The organism is Variovorax sp. YR566 (assembly GCF_051992195.1).
In the GTDB taxonomy this organism is placed as follows: domain Bacteria; phylum Pseudomonadota; class Gammaproteobacteria; order Burkholderiales; family Burkholderiaceae_C; genus Variovorax.
In genome coordinates, this window is the sequence record NZ_CP197092.1 from 1,193,477 (window position 1) to 1,208,538 (window position 15,062).

12 protein-coding genes are annotated in these 15,062 nt (G+C 70.3%); 7 read left to right on the forward strand and 5 right to left on the reverse strand.

What is annotated here, in order from left to right; translation table 11 throughout:
• Positions 1–21: 21 nt before the first annotated feature.
• From ACTG4X_RS05530 to pgaA, 5 genes are all read right to left on the reverse strand, one after another.
• Complete coding sequence (locus tag ACTG4X_RS05530; RefSeq protein ID WP_440533367.1) at positions 22–819, reverse strand: SDR family oxidoreductase; 798 nt, start codon at positions 817–819, stop codon at positions 22–24.
• 83 nt (positions 820–902) lie between these two features.
• Complete coding sequence (pgaD, locus tag ACTG4X_RS05535) at positions 903–1,475, reverse strand: poly-beta-1,6-N-acetyl-D-glucosamine biosynthesis protein PgaD (protein ID WP_440533368.1); 573 nt, start codon at positions 1,473–1,475, stop codon at positions 903–905.
• Entirely contained in the window at positions 1,465–2,742 is a 1,278-nt protein-coding gene (gene pgaC / locus ACTG4X_RS05540) for a poly-beta-1,6-N-acetyl-D-glucosamine synthase (protein ID WP_440533369.1), read from the reverse strand. The genes pgaD and pgaC overlap by 11 nt, the downstream gene beginning before the upstream one ends.
• Entirely contained in the window at positions 2,739–4,814 is a 2,076-nt protein-coding gene (gene pgaB, locus ACTG4X_RS05545) for a poly-beta-1,6-N-acetyl-D-glucosamine N-deacetylase PgaB (RefSeq protein WP_440533370.1), read from the reverse strand. The genes pgaC and pgaB overlap by 4 nt, the downstream gene beginning before the upstream one ends.
• Entirely contained in the window at positions 4,814–7,285 is a 2,472-nt protein-coding gene (pgaA, locus tag ACTG4X_RS05550) for a poly-beta-1,6 N-acetyl-D-glucosamine export porin PgaA (RefSeq protein ID WP_440533371.1), read from the reverse strand. The genes pgaB and pgaA overlap by 1 nt, the downstream gene beginning before the upstream one ends.
• 402 nt (positions 7,286–7,687) lie before the next feature.
• On the opposite strand from pgaA, the gene ACTG4X_RS05555 reads away from it, so the two are divergent.
• The 7 genes from ACTG4X_RS05555 to ACTG4X_RS05585 all read left to right on the forward strand — a co-directional run bounded on the left by ACTG4X_RS05555 (position 7,688) and on the right by ACTG4X_RS05585 (position 15,052).
• Positions 7,688–8,536 carry a creatininase family protein gene (locus ACTG4X_RS05555; protein WP_440533372.1) on the forward strand — a complete coding sequence of 283 codons (849 nt, stop codon included), beginning with the start codon at positions 7,688–7,690 and terminating at the stop codon, positions 8,534–8,536.
• An 85-nt stretch (positions 8,537–8,621) separates the two neighbouring features.
• A complete protein-coding gene (locus tag ACTG4X_RS05560; RefSeq protein ID WP_093057238.1) occupies positions 8,622–9,281 on the forward strand; it encodes a response regulator in 660 nt (219 codons plus the stop codon).
• A gap of 8 nt (positions 9,282–9,289) precedes the next feature.
• Positions 9,290–10,696 carry a sensor histidine kinase gene (locus ACTG4X_RS05565; protein WP_093057239.1) on the forward strand — a complete coding sequence of 469 codons (1,407 nt, stop codon included), beginning with the start codon at positions 9,290–9,292 and terminating at the stop codon, positions 10,694–10,696.
• Positions 10,697–10,808: 112 nt separating this feature from the next.
• A complete protein-coding gene (locus tag ACTG4X_RS05570; protein WP_440533373.1) occupies positions 10,809–11,156 on the forward strand; it encodes a DUF4148 domain-containing protein in 348 nt (115 codons plus the stop codon).
• A 25-nt stretch (positions 11,157–11,181) separates the two neighbouring features.
• Positions 11,182–11,826: an aldehyde dehydrogenase iron-sulfur subunit PaoA gene (gene paoA / locus ACTG4X_RS05575; protein WP_097200250.1), complete on the forward strand. Its 645-nt coding sequence runs from the start codon at positions 11,182–11,184 to the stop codon at positions 11,824–11,826.
• Positions 11,823–12,809 (forward strand): FAD binding domain-containing protein, encoded by a 987-nt coding sequence (locus ACTG4X_RS05580; RefSeq protein ID WP_440533374.1) that lies wholly within the window; start codon positions 11,823–11,825, stop codon positions 12,807–12,809. Before paoA ends, ACTG4X_RS05580 begins: the two co-directional genes overlap by 4 nt.
• A gap of 14 nt (positions 12,810–12,823) precedes the next feature.
• A complete protein-coding gene (locus ACTG4X_RS05585) occupies positions 12,824–15,052 on the forward strand; it encodes a molybdopterin cofactor-binding domain-containing protein (RefSeq protein WP_440533375.1) in 2,229 nt (742 codons plus the stop codon).
• Positions 15,053–15,062: the final 10 nt, after the last annotated feature.

Genomic DNA, 15,062 nt, shown 5'->3' on the forward strand with positions numbered 1-15,062 from the left:
GCCCCGGCGGGCGACTTGCCCTCAGATCATTGGGGTGACGGCGCCGTCCATCGCCACGATGGCGCCGGTCACGTAGCTCGCCTTCGGCGATGCCAGGAACACGACCGTGTTGGCGATCTCTTCGGGCGTTGCGATGCGGCCCAGCGGCAAGCGGGCCTTGGCGCGCTGCAGTGCTTCGTCGGTGCCGATGCCTTGCAGTTTCGCGTCGGCCTTCATGCCTTCCTGCAGCCGCTCGGTCAGCGTGAGTCCGGGGTTCACCGCGTTCACGCGCACGCCCTTGGCGGCGTAGGCAGCGGCCATGCCGGCGCTCACCAGCATCAGCGCCGCATTGGCCGCGCCGCCGGCCATGTGCACAGGGCTTGCGACTTTGCCGCCCTGGCCGATCACGTTGACGATGGCGCCGCGGCCGCGTTGGCCCATGCGCTTCACGACCGGGTCGATCATGTGGATGTAGGTGAAGTACTTCGCGTCCATCGCGTCGTGCCACGACGCGGCGGTCAGATCGTCGGGCGGGGTGCGGCGCGCGGCGCCGGCCGAGTTGACTAGCACGCCGACCGCACCGAAGGCTTTCTCTGCCGCATCGAGCGCGGCCACTGCGCTGGCCGGGTCCTTGAGGTCGGCCGCATGCACGGAGACTCGGCCTTCGGCCTGCGCGAAGGTCTCGATCAGCGTCTTGCGGCCCTGCTCCAGATTGGCGATGTCGCGTGACACGAGGCTCACGCGCGCGCCTTCGCGCAAAAAGCCCAGTGCGCAGGCCAGGCCGATGCCCTTGCTGCCGCCGGTGATGAGTACGTGCTGGTCCTGGAGCTGGAGGTCCATGAAAGAGTCCTTGCCGTGATGAGTGGTGTGAGGCGGTGATTGAAGCATCGCCGCGAAACCCCTGCACGGACGCGGCTGTGCCCTCAGCGCCGCGCGACTGCGCGCTGCAGCGGTTCGGGCTCCAGCGCGCCCGGCGCGGTGTCGGTGGCGTCGCGCAGGTGGCCGTTGTTGTCGTGGTGCACCAGCAGCTGCCGCGTGCGCTGCCAGGCCGACAGCCGCGCGGGCGGCACCTCGATGTACGAAGCCAGCGCGAACAGCGACGACTGCTCCTGCTCCGGCGGGGCCTCGCGCCGGTGCTGGCGGCGGCGCCATGGCGCCATCGCCAGCATCGACACCAGGATCACGCCGATCACTACCGCGTACAGGCCCAGCAGGTGCAGCACCTCGGGTTGCGAGCGCGCGCCCAGCACATAGGGCCACGCATACCAGACCGCGCAGAACCAGATGGCGATGGTGATGGCTGGGCGCAGCACGCGCAGCCACAGGTACATGGCCAGCGTGCGCTGCGGCGAGCGGCCGCTGCCGAACGCGCGCAGCGAGATGCGCGCGGCGTCGATGATCGGTTCGTCCACCGCGGGTTGCCCCCAGGAGCGCTGGCGGCTCGGCGGCGGTTTGTCGTCGTGCGGTCGGCTGTGGGCATGGGTCTCAAGGTGCATCGGAAACTCCTCGGTCAGGGCTCGTCCACACCGCGCGCTTGCCGCGGCGGCGTATCAGAGCGTTGGGAAGGGCGACGACGGTGCTCGCCATCGTGATGGTCCAGAAAGCGATCGGATACCAGATCGTTCCGGCGAAATAGCGCATCAGGTCGCGGTCGTAGCGGCGGTCGATCCACAGGCTCAGCAGCATCTGCAGGATGCAGGTCATGGCCAGCAGCGTGCCCTGCCAGTGCGGCAGCAATGCCGAGTGCCAGGACGAGTCGGCCGGCAGGAACGGCCGCACCAGGCTGACGAGCAGCACCCCGGCCATCGCATAGGCCCAGACCACGCTCGTCATGTACTCGAAGTAGATGAGCCACATGCGCCAGTGGCGCGGCCGCAGGATCTTCGAGGTGTAGCGCAGCATGGTCTGGATGCCGCCGACGGCCCAGCGCAGGCGCTGCTTCCAGAGACCGCGCAAGGTCTCGGGCATCAAGATCCAGCACAGCGCGCGCGGCTCGAAGCGCAGCTGCCAGCCGCCGAGCTGGAGCTTCCAGCTCATGTCGATGTCCTCGGTGAGCACGTCGGGGCTCCAGAAGCCCACTTCCAGCACGGCGCGGCGGCGGAACATGGCAATCACGCCCGACACCGTGAACAGCGTGCCCACCAGCTGCTGCGATCGCTTGATGAGCCCGATGATCGAAGAGAACTCGCCCACCTGCATGCGCCCCAGCAGCGTGGTGCGGGTGCGGATGCGCGGGTTGCCCGTGACCGCGCCGATGCGCTCCGACGCCAGCATCGGCTGCAGCATCCACGCAATGGCGTCCTCGTCGATCAGCGCGTCGCCGTCGATGCCCAGGATGTATTCGCCGCGCGCGAGCTGGCAGGCGGTGTTGAGCCCGACGGCCTTGCCCTGGTTGCTTGCGTTGTGGATCACGCGCAGGCGGCCGTACTCCTTCGTCATCTCGTCGAGCAGCTCGCCGGTGCCGTCGGTGCTGCCGTCGTTCACGGCAATGACCTCGTAGTGCAGGTAGCGCGTGCGCATCAGCTGCTCGATCACCTCGCGCAGGTGCGGCGCTTCGTTGAAGCATGGCACCACCACCGTGACCAGCGGGTGCGAGGGCAGCAGGGTGAGCGGGTTCACGTCGACGTCGCGCTTGCGCTCGAACACCCACGCATGCGAGAGGCCGCCTGCCATCCACACATAGGCCATGAAGAACGGGTAGTAGAAGACGAAGCCGAACAGCAGCGTGGGCAGCGTCTGCGCGAGGAACTGTGTGGTGGTCATGGCGACCGTTCTCCTGGCGCGGCTTGCGCGGGCTGTGCGGGAGTTTCCGCGGCGAAAGGCGTGCGCAATGCGCGCGGCAGCAGCGTGCGCACCGAGATCGCGCGGCGCACGGTCTCCAGCGATGGCTGGTTATCGAGGAAGTCGTCGGGGTAGTAGCCCAGGTGGCGCACGCCGGCGCGCTGCAGCAGCGTCCACTGGCGCGCGAGTTCCGCGTCGGGCACGGGCTTGCCGGTGCGCCAGTCGCGCGCCTGCAGCTCGAACACGGTGCCGTCGAGGCCGCGCGGCGTATCGGCCGCGCGACGCGCGAGCCGGCCCAGCCACGCGTCCGCATCGGTCTCGCGCTCCATGCGCGGCATCGCCATCAACGCGACGTAGTCGTAGGCGGCGAGCGAGGCTTCGTAGTTCTGCGCGAACCACTGCTCGGCCTGGGGCTCCAGCACCGGGCGCGCGTAGAGGTTGCGCGCAGTTTCCAGCGCGGGCCGCCAGGCTCCCACGCGCGCGGCGAGCTCCTGCGTGAACGCGATCAGGTAGCGCGTCTTGGCGGTGGTCCAGCGCGCCATCAGTTCCGGGTTCGCGCGGATCGCGGCCACGTCGGGCGGCAGGCCCCATTGCGCATAGGTGGCCAGCGCGGCGGGGCTCGCGTCCTCGTCGTCCGACAGGGTCGCGTCGTCGTGGAACAGCAGGCCTTCGAAGAAGGCGTGGCTGCCCAGGTCTTCGTAGATGTCGCCGACCAGCGCGCGCACTGCGGGGTCGAAGGGCGTGAGCCGGTGGTAGCGGTCGGCCGGCATCGCGCCGCCCTGCGCCGCCACCGTGTGCGTGGCGAGCGGGTTCGAGGCCGGCAGCCGGAAGGCCGCGACCGGCATCCACGCGTAGACCTTCACGCCGGTGCGGCTGCGCAGTTGCCACGCAGCGCGGCCGAACAGGTCGGCGCGCACCGGCAGGTGGCGGTTGGGAAAGTACAGCGCGTCGGCCACGCCGTCGCCGTCGGGGTCGGCGTACGCCTGCAGGAACACCGCGCGCGGGCGCACGGCGGCCACGCGGTCGATCAGTGCCGAGAGGTTGCGCTCCTGCTGGGCCGGGTCGGGGTCGTACACATAGTCGAGGTCGACGTGCATCACGCGGTTGACGGGCCGCACTTCGCCGCCCACGGGGCTGCGCAGCAGCTGCGCGTATTCGGGCGCCTCGTTGTCGTAGGCAGCGAGCGCACGGCGGATGCGCGAGAGCGGCACGGCGGGCGTGTTCGAGCCGTCGTCCAGCGTGAAGGTGATGGGCATGCCCGCGCGCGCGGAGGCTTTCAGCGCCGCGTCGTTGTAGGCGCCGTAGGGCCACACCATGGCGCGCACCTTCGCGCCGGTGCGTTTCTCGATGAGCTCGCGGCTGCGGCGCAGGTCGGTCTCGATGCGCCGGGTGTAGGCGGCGTCGTCCTCGTAGCGGTCGGTCTTCGGGTCGTAGCGGTGCGTGGCCGCGGCCGGCAGCATGTTGCCCTGCGGGTTGGCGAGGATGCCGGTGTGCATTGCGTCGGTATGGCTCGCGAACTCGACGAGGCCCGAGCGCGCCATCTCGGCGGCTTCGCTCCACAGCAGGAAGTCTTCGCGCGGCGCGGGCTTGTCGCCCCAGTGCACCTGCTGGCCTTGGGGCACTTCGAGCCAGCTGGTCACCAGCGCCATCAGCGCGGGGTAGTTATAGCGCTTGAGCAGCGGAAACACCTTGGTGTAGGCGCTGCGGTAGCCGTCGTCGAAGGTCAGCAGCACGGGCCTGGGCGGCAGCGGCTTGCCACCGGCGCGCGCGTCGACGATCTGCTGCAGGCTCACCGGGTGGTAGCCGCTGTATTGCAGCCAGGCGAACACTTCGGCGAAGGTGCGCTCGTCCACGGCAGTCTCGTCGGGCGAGGTCTCGAAGCTCGCACGCACGTTGGTGCGCACGTCGTGGAAGGAGATCACGCGAAAGCTCAGGCCGTCGTCGGGGTCGGCGCTCGGCAGCGGCTGTGCGAGGGCCGGCAGGCAGAGCGCCAGCAGCAGCCATGGCAGGGCTGCGCGCAGGAAGGTGAAAGGGTTCTTCGTCGTTCTTCGCATCACGGCAGGGGCGTCGAGAGGTTCAGGAAGACGCCGCGCTGTCGTTCGCGCACGCCGTCGTAGGGATGGCTGGAAATGCTCAGGCCGTAGCGCAGCGCGAGCCTGCGGCCGAGGTTCCAGCGGTGCTCGTAGCGCAGGGTCCACATCGGGCCGCTGCCGAAGCCGGCCTGCCGGTAGCTGCCACCGCCGAGCTCCACGGCCTGGAAGAACTGGCGGTCGTCGCTCTTCCAGTTGAGCCATTGCGCGCGCACGCTGAGTTGCACGCTGCTGTCGCTCGAGGGGTTGAAGTAGGGCGCGGTGTCGATGGCGCGGCCGCGGCTCGCGTCGGCGCCAAGCTTCGTCTCGAGCTGGAAGCCCGGCGTGCTGACCCAGCGCTCGCTCCAGCCGATGTCGAAGCCGCTGCGCAGGTTGCCGTCGCTGAAGTCCAGCTGCTGCCACTTCAGGTCGAAGCGGCGCGACTCGTTCACCACATAGCCCACGCTCGCGCCGGCTTCGCGCGCGCCGATGCCGGCCACGCGCGCCTTCCACGGCAGCTCCTTGCTGTCGCCGTCATAGGTGGCCGACAGCCGCCACGCGTCGCCCGCGCGGTAGTCGAGCCGGCCGGCCACGCTGTTGCGGTAGGGGCCGCTGTTGGCGTGCTGCAGCGCGCCTTCGGCCAGCCAGCGGCCGCGCTGCCAGCCCAGGCCGAGGCCGCCGCGCGCCCAGTTGGCGTTGCCGATGTCGGTGACGCCGCGGCCCAGCGACTGGTCGTAGAACACGCGCCACTGGTCGTCGATGAGGCCGGAGCTGAGCCGGCTGTCGATGCGCCATTCGCGGCTGGCGATGGCCGCACCGCCGGAGGAGGCTTCGGCGTCCACGTCGAGCCGCGGGCCGACCTGGGCGCGGCGCTTGCGCTCCATGTCGCGCACTTGCACCGAGTCCGGCAGGTCGGCCGCGAGCGATTCGGCGCGCCGGCGGGCTTCGGCGAATTCGCCGGCATCGAGCAGGGCCTCGACATGGCCGGTGCGCGCGCCGATGTCGTAGGGCGAGTCGGCCGCCAGCGCCTCGAAGCGCGCGAGCGCGGCTTCGGGGTGTTCGCGCAGGCGCTCGGTGAGGGCCGCGCCGTAGGCATAGCCCGGGTTGAGCGGCGCCTCACGCGTCAGCACCGAGAAGCTTTGCTGCGCCAGCGCCGGCCGGTCGGTGTAGAGCTGCGTCAGGCCGCGCAGGCCGCTCACGTCGGTGTACTCGCCGTTGGGGCGGCCGGCTTCGGGCGTGAGGCGCAGCAGGGCCGGCGTGCCGTGCTCCAGCCGCTGCAGCAGCGCCTCGGCGTCCTCGAAGCGGCCTGTGTCCTGGTAGGCGTAGAGCAGGCCGAAGTAGAGCGGGTCGGGCGTCTGCAGCTCGGCGCCGCCGCGTGCCACGGCCGCCTCGTAGACCGGCACGGCCTCGGCCGAGCGGCGCTCCTGCGCGAGGGCGCGTGCCGCGGCCCCGAGGCCGTAGAAGGGCAGCTCCATGCCAGTGGCGCGCGCCGTGTCGTAGAGCGCGATGGCGTCGGCCGGGCGGCCGCTTTCGACCAGCGCCAGCAGGCGGTCGGACAGCAGGCGCACGCGCACTGTGCGCCATGCATCGGCGTCGCTGGCGTCCGCCTTCAGGGCCGCGGCATCGGCCCGTGCCATCGCGGCCTCCTGGTCGGCGAGCACGCGGTCGAGCGCGACGAGGCGCTCCGCGCCCAGTCGCTGGTCGCGCGCCTGGATCGCCCAGCGCAGCCGCTGCGCCAGCGCCTCCTGCTGCAGGGTCGAGAGCGCCAGCGGCGAGAAGCTGCCCGGCGCGGCACGCTCCGCCGCCTCTGCGTCTTCGAAGGCGCTCGATGCGGCGCCGGCGCTGCCGAGCAGAAAGTCGGCCTCGCGGCGGATGTCGCGGCGTTCGGGCCGCAGCGCGCCGGCCTCGGTGTAGGCAGCGAGTGCCTGCAGCGGGTCTTTCGCCGCGCGCGCCAGGGCGGCACGCAGCTCCAGCAGCGCGACGCGGTCTTCGATCTGCGTGGGCGCCGGCTGCGACAGCGCGCGGTACAGCGCCTGCGCGCCCGCGACGTCGCCGCTGTCGATGCGCCACCAGGCTTCGTGCAGGCGCGGCTCGCGCGCTCCGGGTTGCCGGGCGCGCCAGACGGCCACGGCCTCGCCCTGCAGGGCGAGCTCATGGGTGCGCCGCGCGGCCAGCGCGAGCGGGCCCAGGGCGTAGTCGCTCAGCTTCGACGGTGCGAACTGGCGGCCCAGCGCCACGGCTTCGGCGAACTGGCCGTCGCCAGCGGCGATCGCGATGGCATCGGAAGCCACGCGCTGGCGGGCGTCGTCGCCGATGGGCGCCGCAAGCCAGGCCTTCAATTGCTGGAGCGCCTGAGCCGCGGTAACGCGGCCTTCGCGCCGCGCGACGATCAGCGCATCGTGCTGCCGGACGTCGTAGGTCGTGGCGGCGATAGCGGCAGACGGCTGCGCGAGCACTGCGGGCGTGACGAGGGCCAGTGCACAGGCTGCTAGAGGTGGAAGTCCTTGTGATGTATGTGCAAGGCGATGAGACAACGAGCAGGCGAGCGCAGCTTTGCGCCCGGCCATGACCGTGCCTCCAGCTTTTTTCTGGATGAACACTCTGCTCCCTTGAATTTGGACTGCGGTTTCCGGCGACCGAAGCCGCAGCGAAAACCGGGTCGCCAGCGTATGTGACAGGCCGGCAACCTTGAAAACTCACTTGGGAATCACTCTAGAGAGGATCATTAACAATGGCAAACCAAAGTGTCACGAACTGGTTGTATGTGTGAACAGATTCGCGTTTTTGGCGTCCCCGTCGTTTACTTTTGTGGTCCGGAAGCCATCGATGCCGGCTCGCGACCGGCCTAAGATCGCGCGATGAACGCTGCTACCCAGGCCCCTTTGCCTTCGCCTTCGCTACTTCCCCGCTTCTGGTCCCGCCTCACCACGCGCGACTTCGCGTCGCTCGATGCGGCAACCACCGTCGCGGTGCTGCCGCTGGGCGCGACCGAGCAGCACGGCCCGCACCTGCCGCTGGGCGTGGACACGGTGCTGGCAGACGGCATCGTCGCCGCGTCGCTGCCCCTGTTGCCGGCCGAACTGCCGGTGCTCTTCCTGCCGACCCAGCAGATCGGCCTGAGCCCCGAGCACGCGCGCTTCGCGGGCACGCTCACGCTGTCGGCCGAGACTTTGATCCGCCTGTGGAACGAGATCGGCGCGGGCGTGGCACGCGCGGGCGTGAAGAAGCTGGTGCTGTTCAATGCGCACGGCGGCCATGTGGGCGCGATGGACATCGTGGCGCGCGAGCTGCGCGCGGCGCACGGGCTCATCGTCTACAGCGTGAGCTGGTTCAACCTGCCGCTGGGCGACGCGGGCACGCAGTTCAGCGCGCAGGAGCACCGCTTCGGCGTGCACGCGGGCGAGATCGAGACTTCGATGATGCTGGCGCTGACGCCGCAACTCGTGCGCATGGGCGAGGCGCAGGATTTCCGCTCGACCTCCGAGCAGCGCGCGGCCGACTACGCGATCCTGGGCAACGGCAAGAGTGCCAAGCTCGGCTGGGCCATGGAGGACTACAACGCCCATGGCGCCGCCGGCAACGCAGCTGCCGCCACGGCGGAGCATGGCCAGGCGGTGATCGATGCGGCGGCGAGCCAACTGGCGCTGCTGCTGGCAGAGGTGTCGCGGCTGCCGCTGGGCACGGCAAACACTGGCCCACTGCCTTGAGTTGATGGCGCCCCCGTGGCGTTAACGTTGACCTAACGGTTCTGCGCTACCTTCGCGGCGCACCAACCAAACAACGGGAGACGGCGTGCGCGTGCTGCTTGTCGAAGACGACGAAATGATCGGGAAGAGCCTGCTGCGCGGCCTCGAGAGATCGGGCTGGGCGGTGGACTGGGTGCGCGACGGCCTGCTCGCGCGCAGCGCACTGGCCGATGGCGACTACACCTGCGTGCTGCTGGACCTGGGCCTGCCCGGAATGGACGGCATCGAGGTGCTGCGCCACGCGCGCGGCCTCAAGAACGACACGCCCATCCTGATCCTCACCGCGCGCGACGGCCTCGGCCAGCGCGTGGAAGGGCTCGACCTCGGCGCCGACGACTACCTGCTCAAACCCTTCGAGCTGCCCGAACTGCTGGCGCGCATGCGTGCGGTGGTGCGCCGCCGCCACGGCGCCTCCAACTCCATCATCGGCAGCGGCAAGGTGCAGCTCGACCTCACCACGCGCGAGGTGCTCTACCAGGGCACGCGCGAAACGCTCTCGGCCCGCGAGTTCGCGCTGATGCACGCCATGCTCGAGCGCCCGGGCGCGATCCTGTCGCGCGAGCAGTTGGAGAACCGCATCTACGGATGGGGCGAGGAAGTGATGAGCAACGCCGTCGACGTGATCATCCACAACATGCGGCGCAAGCTCGGTGCAGACACCATCCGCAACGTGCGCGGGCTGGGCTGGCGCGTGGTGGATTCATGAGTTCTCCAATGACCGCCGCGCCAGGCCGGCCCTGGTACTCGCCGAGTTCGCTGCGCAACAGGCTGCTGATGTGGCTGGTGGTGGTGCATCTTCTCGCGGCGGCCGGCGTCGCGTGGTTCACCTACGCCAGCTACGACAGGCTCATCGTCACCTTCAAGGACGACCAGATGCAGATGCTGGCCGACTCCTACGCCAGCAACGTGGCCGTGCCCGAACTCAGGCCGGCGGACGAACGCAGCATCTTCGGTCGCGGCGCCTTCGTCATCCAGATCTGGAACGGGCGGGGTGAGCTGCTGGTCAGTTCATGGCCCGCGCTGGCCGTGGCCCGCCAGCCGGCGGAGGGGCTGAGCACCGTGCGCATGGGCTCCGGCGACGACGGTGTTTGGCGCATCTATTCCACGGCGCCGGTGGCCGACGCCGACCGCTTCCAGGTGCAGGTGATCCAGAACGGCGGCTTCGTGCGCCGGCTGGTGGCCAAGCGCGCGCTGTCTTCGACGGCGCCCATCGCGCTGCTGCTGCCCCTGTCGCTGGCCGTGCTGTGGCTGGTGGTGTGGGCCTCGTCGCGCAAGCTGCGCAGCGTGGTGCTCGACGTCGCGGCGCAGGACGAGCGCAGCCTCTCGGAGCTGTCGGTGTCGCGCGTGCCCGACGAGATCGCGCCGCTGGTGGAGGCCTTCAACAGCCTGCTCGGGCGGCTTCGCCAGGCCTTTGCCGCGCAGCGCCGCTTCGTGCAGGACGCCGCGCACGAGCTGCGCACGCCCATCGCCGCCATCGGCCTGCAACTCGACAACATGCGCGCCGAAGTGCCGGCCGAGAGCATCGCCGAGCACTACACGCACCTGAAGGGCGGTGTGACGCGTGCCCAGCACCTGATCGAGCAGCTGCTGCGCCTGTCGCGCCAGGAAAGCAGCACCGAGCCCGAGGCGCCGGAGTCGCTCGACGTGGCCTCGGTGCTGCGCGACAGCGTGGCCCAGCTGATGGTCGTGGCCGACCGCCGCCGCATCGACATCGGCTTCGAGGGCGAGACCTCCGCGACGGTGACCGCGCCCCCGGCCGAGCTGCGCAGCGTCTTCGACAACCTGATCGACAACGCGTTGCGCCATTCGCCCGAGGGCGGGGTGGTCGATGTGCGGCTGCACGAGGTGGAAGGGCGACCGGTGGTCGATGTGCTGGACAACGGGCCGGGCATTCCGCCCGAGCTGATCGACCGCGCCTTCGACCGCTTCTTCCGGGTGCCGGGCAACCCGACCGAAGGCAGCGGCCTGGGCCTGGCCATCGCGCGCATGGCCGCGCTGCGCAACGGCCTGCGCATCGTGCTGGCCAACCGCCATGACGCTCAGGGCCGGCCTGCGGGGCTGCAGGCGCGCGTCCACCTGCGCGATCACCTGCGCGATCACGGGGTGGGCCGCGCGGCTTAACGCTCAGGTAACTCTCGCTTAAAGGTCGCATAAAGCGGGCTTCCTACAGTGACTCCAGCCGCGAAAGCGGTCGCGCCGCAAGGCGCCAACCCAGTCTTCTAAAGGAGTTCACATGCGAAAGACCCTCGGCCTCCTGGCCATCCTGATCCTGGCCGGTGCGGCCCATGCAGAGAGCTACGACGGCGTGCACCAGGGCCCTGGCCTGCTCTCGCGCGACGACGTGGCGGCCCAGGCCGTGGCCACGGCCCACGCCCCCGACCAGAACGTGACGCGCGGCTCGCGCGGGCCCGATCCCTTCACCTCCACCGTCTCGCGCGAGGCCATGCGCCAAGTCGCGGTGGCGGCCGCCAATGCGCCCGACCAGAACGTGACCAGCGGCTCGCGCGTCAACAGCGTGGTCATCTCCACGATGCCGCCCGCGCGGTCTGCCGCAAGCGCTGTGAACGACAGCCGACTCTGAAGCAAAAACACCGGGGGAACCCACGATGAATCCCGAAACCCCAGACGGCTACACCCGCCGCACGGTGCTGGTGACCGGCGCGGCCGGTGTGGCGGCTGCCGCGTTGCCGCTGGCGGTGGATGCCGAGCCGGTGGCGCATGACGCCGCCGTGCAGGGCCCGACAACGGATGTGAGCTTGCGCATCAACGGCCAACTGCACGCCCTCTCCATCGACCCGCGTGTCACGCTGCTCGACCTGCTGCGCGAGCAGCTGCACCTCACGGGTTCCAAGAAGGGCTGCGACCACGGTCAGTGCGGCGCCTGCACGGTGCTGGTCAACGGGCGGCGCATCAACAGCTGCCTCACACTGGCGGTGCTGCACGAGGGCGACCAGGTGACGACCATCGAGGGCCTGGGCGAGCCGAAGAAGCTGCACCCGATGCAGGCCGCCTTCGTCAAGCACGACGGCTACCAGTGCGGCTACTGCACGCCGGGCCAGATCTGTTCGGCGGTCGGCATGCTCGGCGAGATGCGCGGCGGCATGCCGAGCCATGTCACGCACGACCTCTCGGCGCCAACGGTCTTCAGCAGCGAGGAAATGCGCGAGCGCATGAGCGGCAACATCTGTCGCTGCGCGGGCTATCCGAACATCATCGCGGCCATCCGCGAAGTGGCGGGAGTTGCGACATGAGGGCTTTCACCTTCGAACGCGCCGCCACGCCGGCCGCCGCGGCGCTGGCAATGCAGCAGCATCCGGGCGCGCGCTTCATCGCGGGCGGCACCAACCTGCTGGACCTGATGAAGCTCGACATCGAGCAGCCCACGCACCTGATCGACGTCAATCGCCTGGGGCTCGACCGCATCGAAGCCATGCCAGATGGCGGGCTGAAGATCGGCGCGCTGGTGCGCAACAGCGACCTCGCCGCCGATGCGCGCGTGCGTCGCGGCCATCCGCTGCTGTCGCGCGCCTTGCTGTCCGGCGCCAGCGCGCAGTTGCGCAACAAGGCGACCACCGCCGGCAACCTGCTGCAGCGCACGCGCTGCTTCTACTTCTACGACACGACCAAGCCCTGCAACAAGCGCACGCCGGGCAGCGGCTGTGCGGCCATGGAGGGCTTCAACCGCATCCACGCGATCCTCGGCGCGAGCGCGCAGTGCATTTCGGTGCACTCGTCCGACATGGCGGTGGCGCTGCGTGCGCTCGATGCGCATGTGGAGACCGTGTCGGCCAGCGGTGCCGTGCGCCGTATTCCCATCGCCGAACTGCATCGCCTGCCGGGCAGCACGCCGGAGGTCGAGACCGTGCTGGCACCGGACGAGCTGATCACCGGCGTGACTCTGCCCGCGCCGCTGGGCGGCGTGCAGCTCTACCGCAAGGTGCGCGACCGCGCGTCCTACGCCTTCGCGCTGGTCTCGGTCGCGGCCGTGGTGGTGCGCGAGGGCCGCACGGTGACCGCCGTGCGCCTGGCCTTCGGCGGCCTGGCCGCGAAGCCGTGGCGCAACGAGGAAGCCGAGCGGCGCCTGATCGGCACCGACGGCGGCGCGCAGGCACGCGATGCGGTTGCCGACCTGCTGCTCGCCGATGCGCGCGGCCACGGGCACAACGATTTCAAGATTCCGCTGCTGCGCCGCACCCTGCACGCCACGCTGGCGCAGGCGATCGAAACCACCTGAAGGGAGCAGGCACCATGCAATTCACCGAAGCCGCAGGGCCGAGCGCCCTGGACCGCGTGCGCGTGCTGGGCCGCCCGCTCGACCGCATCGACGGGCCGCTCAAGGTCAGCGGCCACGCGCACTACAGCTACGAGTGCCACGACGAAGTACCCGGTGCCGTCTACGGCTGGGTCGTGCTCGCCGGCATCGCCAAGGGCCGCATCACGCGCATCGACACCGCCGGGGCGCAGCGTGCGCCGGGTGTGCTGCTGGTCTACACCTACGCCAACGTTCCGCGCATGGTGCCGAAGGGGCGTGCCAACGTGGTCTCGCAGCTTTCGGGGCCGGAAGTGCAGCAGCACGGCCAGGCGGTGGCCTTCGTGGTGGCGCAGACCTTCGAGCAGGCGCGCGCGGCCGCGTTCATGATCCGCATCGACTACGAGCGCAGCGCCGGGCGCTTCGATCTTGCGGCCGCGCAGGCGAGCGCCCCCAAGCCCGGCGACGACCCGAGCGCAGGCAGCGAGAGCGCGGCCGACACGGCGGTGGGCGACTTCCAGGGCGCATTCGACACCGCGCCCGTCACGCTCGACCAGAACTACACCACGCCCGACCAGCATCCCGCGATGATGGAGCCGCAGGCCACCACCGCGCGCTGGGACGGCGACCGGCTCACGATCTACACCTCGCACCAGATGCCGAACTGGGCCGCAGGCGATGTGGCTGCCATGCTGGACGTGCCGGTCGCGCAGGTGCGCGTGGTCTCGGCCTTCGTGGGTGGCGGCTTCGGCTCCAAGCTGCGCACGCATGCGGACGCGGTGCTCTCTGCCTTCGCGGCGCGCGAACTGCGCCGGCCGGTGAAGACGGCGCTGGCGCGCGAGCAGTTGCTCAATCACACGACGCGCCGCGCCGCGACCATCCAGCGCGTGCGGCTCGGCGCCACGCCCGACGGCCGGCTCACCGCCATCGGCCACGAGACCTGGACCAGCAACCTGCCGGGCCGCAACTACTACGAGGGCGCATCGCGCCAGACGCGCCTGCTCTATGCCGCCCCCCACCGCATGACGGCGCACCGCCTGGCCGCGCTCGACCTGCCCGAGGCCGCGGCCATGCGCGCACCGGCTACCGCCAGCGGCCAACTGGCCTTCGAGGTGGCGCTCGACGAACTCGCCGAGAAGCTGCGCATCGATCCGGTGCAGCTGCGCATCCTCAACGACAGCCAGCATGACCCCGAGCGCGGGCCGTCGCGCCCTTACTCGGGGCGCAAGCTGGTCGAATGCCTGCGAGAAGGCGCGCAGCGTTTCGGCTGGGCGAAGAGAAGCACTGTGCCGGGGCGGGTGCGCGACGGCCGCTGGCTGGTCGGCATGGGCGTGGCCAGCGCCATCCATCACCACTCGGTGCGGCCGTCGAGCGCGAAGCTGAGCCTCGACGCGCAGGGCCGGTTGCTGATCGAGACGTCGATGACCGACATCGGCACCGGCACCTACACCGTGCTGGCGCAGATCGCGGCCGAGATGACGGGCATTCCGATGGACCGCATCGGCGTGCGGCTGGGCGACACCGCGTTTCCCATGGGCGCGGGCTCGATCGCCTCGATAGGCGCGTCGAGCGCCGGTGCCTCGGTGTTTGATGGCTGCCAGCAACTGTGCCGCCTGCTCGCCGAGCGTGCCGGCTTCGACGCGCAGAAGGCGCGCTTCGAGCGCGGCCGCATCGCCCTTGGGCGCCGCTCGCACGAGCTCGGCGAGCTGGCCGGCGCGGAAGGCCTGAGCGTGCTCGGCAACGTCGAGCCCGGCGACCTGCACCGCCGCTATGCGCAGGCCGCGTTCGGCGCCCACTTCTGCGAGTTGGGGGTGGACATCGACACCGGCGAGACGCGCGTGCGCCGCATGCTCGGCGTGTTCGCGGCGGGCCGCATCCTCAACATGAAGACCGCGCGCAGCCAGGCCATCGGCGGCATGGTGTTCGGCGTGGGCGCGGCGCTCACGGAAGAGGCAGTGGTCGACGTGCACCACGGCTACTTCGTCAACCACGACATGGCCGAGTACCTCGTGCCGGTGCACGCCGACATTCCGGACATCGACGCCATCTACCTGCAGGACGCCGACGATCTCGCGAGCCCGATCAAGTCGAAGGGCATCGGCGAGCTGGGCACCTGCGGCTCGGGCGCGGCGGTGGCGAACGCGATCTACAACGCCACCGGCGTGCGCGTGCGGAACTACCCGATCACGCTCGACAAACTGCTGCCCGGGCTGCCGATGCGTGCTTGAATGGCGCCGC

What these genes read in the sequence shown, in the direction of transcription:
- ACTG4X_RS05530 (WP_440533367.1), bottom strand. Translation starts at nt 819, where the DNA reads ATGGACCTCCAGCTCCAGGACCAGCACGTACTCATCACCGGCGGCAGC.
- pgaD (WP_440533368.1), bottom strand. Translation starts at nt 1,475, where the DNA reads ATGCACCTTGAGACCCATGCCCACAGCCGACCGCACGACGACAAACCG.
- pgaC (WP_440533369.1), bottom strand. Translation starts at nt 2,742, where the DNA reads ATGACCACCACACAGTTCCTCGCGCAGACGCTGCCCACGCTGCTGTTC.
- pgaB (WP_440533370.1), bottom strand. Translation starts at nt 4,814, where the DNA reads ATGCGAAGAACGACGAAGAACCCTTTCACCTTCCTGCGCGCAGCCCTG.
- ACTG4X_RS05555 (WP_440533372.1), top strand. Translation starts at nt 7,688, where the DNA reads ATGAACGCTGCTACCCAGGCCCCTTTGCCTTCGCCTTCGCTACTTCCC.
- ACTG4X_RS05565 (WP_093057239.1), top strand. Translation starts at nt 9,290, where the DNA reads ATGACCGCCGCGCCAGGCCGGCCCTGGTACTCGCCGAGTTCGCTGCGC.
- ACTG4X_RS05570 (WP_440533373.1), top strand. Translation starts at nt 10,809, where the DNA reads ATGCGAAAGACCCTCGGCCTCCTGGCCATCCTGATCCTGGCCGGTGCG.
- paoA (WP_097200250.1), top strand. Translation starts at nt 11,182, where the DNA reads ATGAATCCCGAAACCCCAGACGGCTACACCCGCCGCACGGTGCTGGTG.
- ACTG4X_RS05580 (WP_440533374.1), top strand. Translation starts at nt 11,823, where the DNA reads ATGAGGGCTTTCACCTTCGAACGCGCCGCCACGCCGGCCGCCGCGGCG.
- ACTG4X_RS05585 (WP_440533375.1), top strand. Translation starts at nt 12,824, where the DNA reads ATGCAATTCACCGAAGCCGCAGGGCCGAGCGCCCTGGACCGCGTGCGC.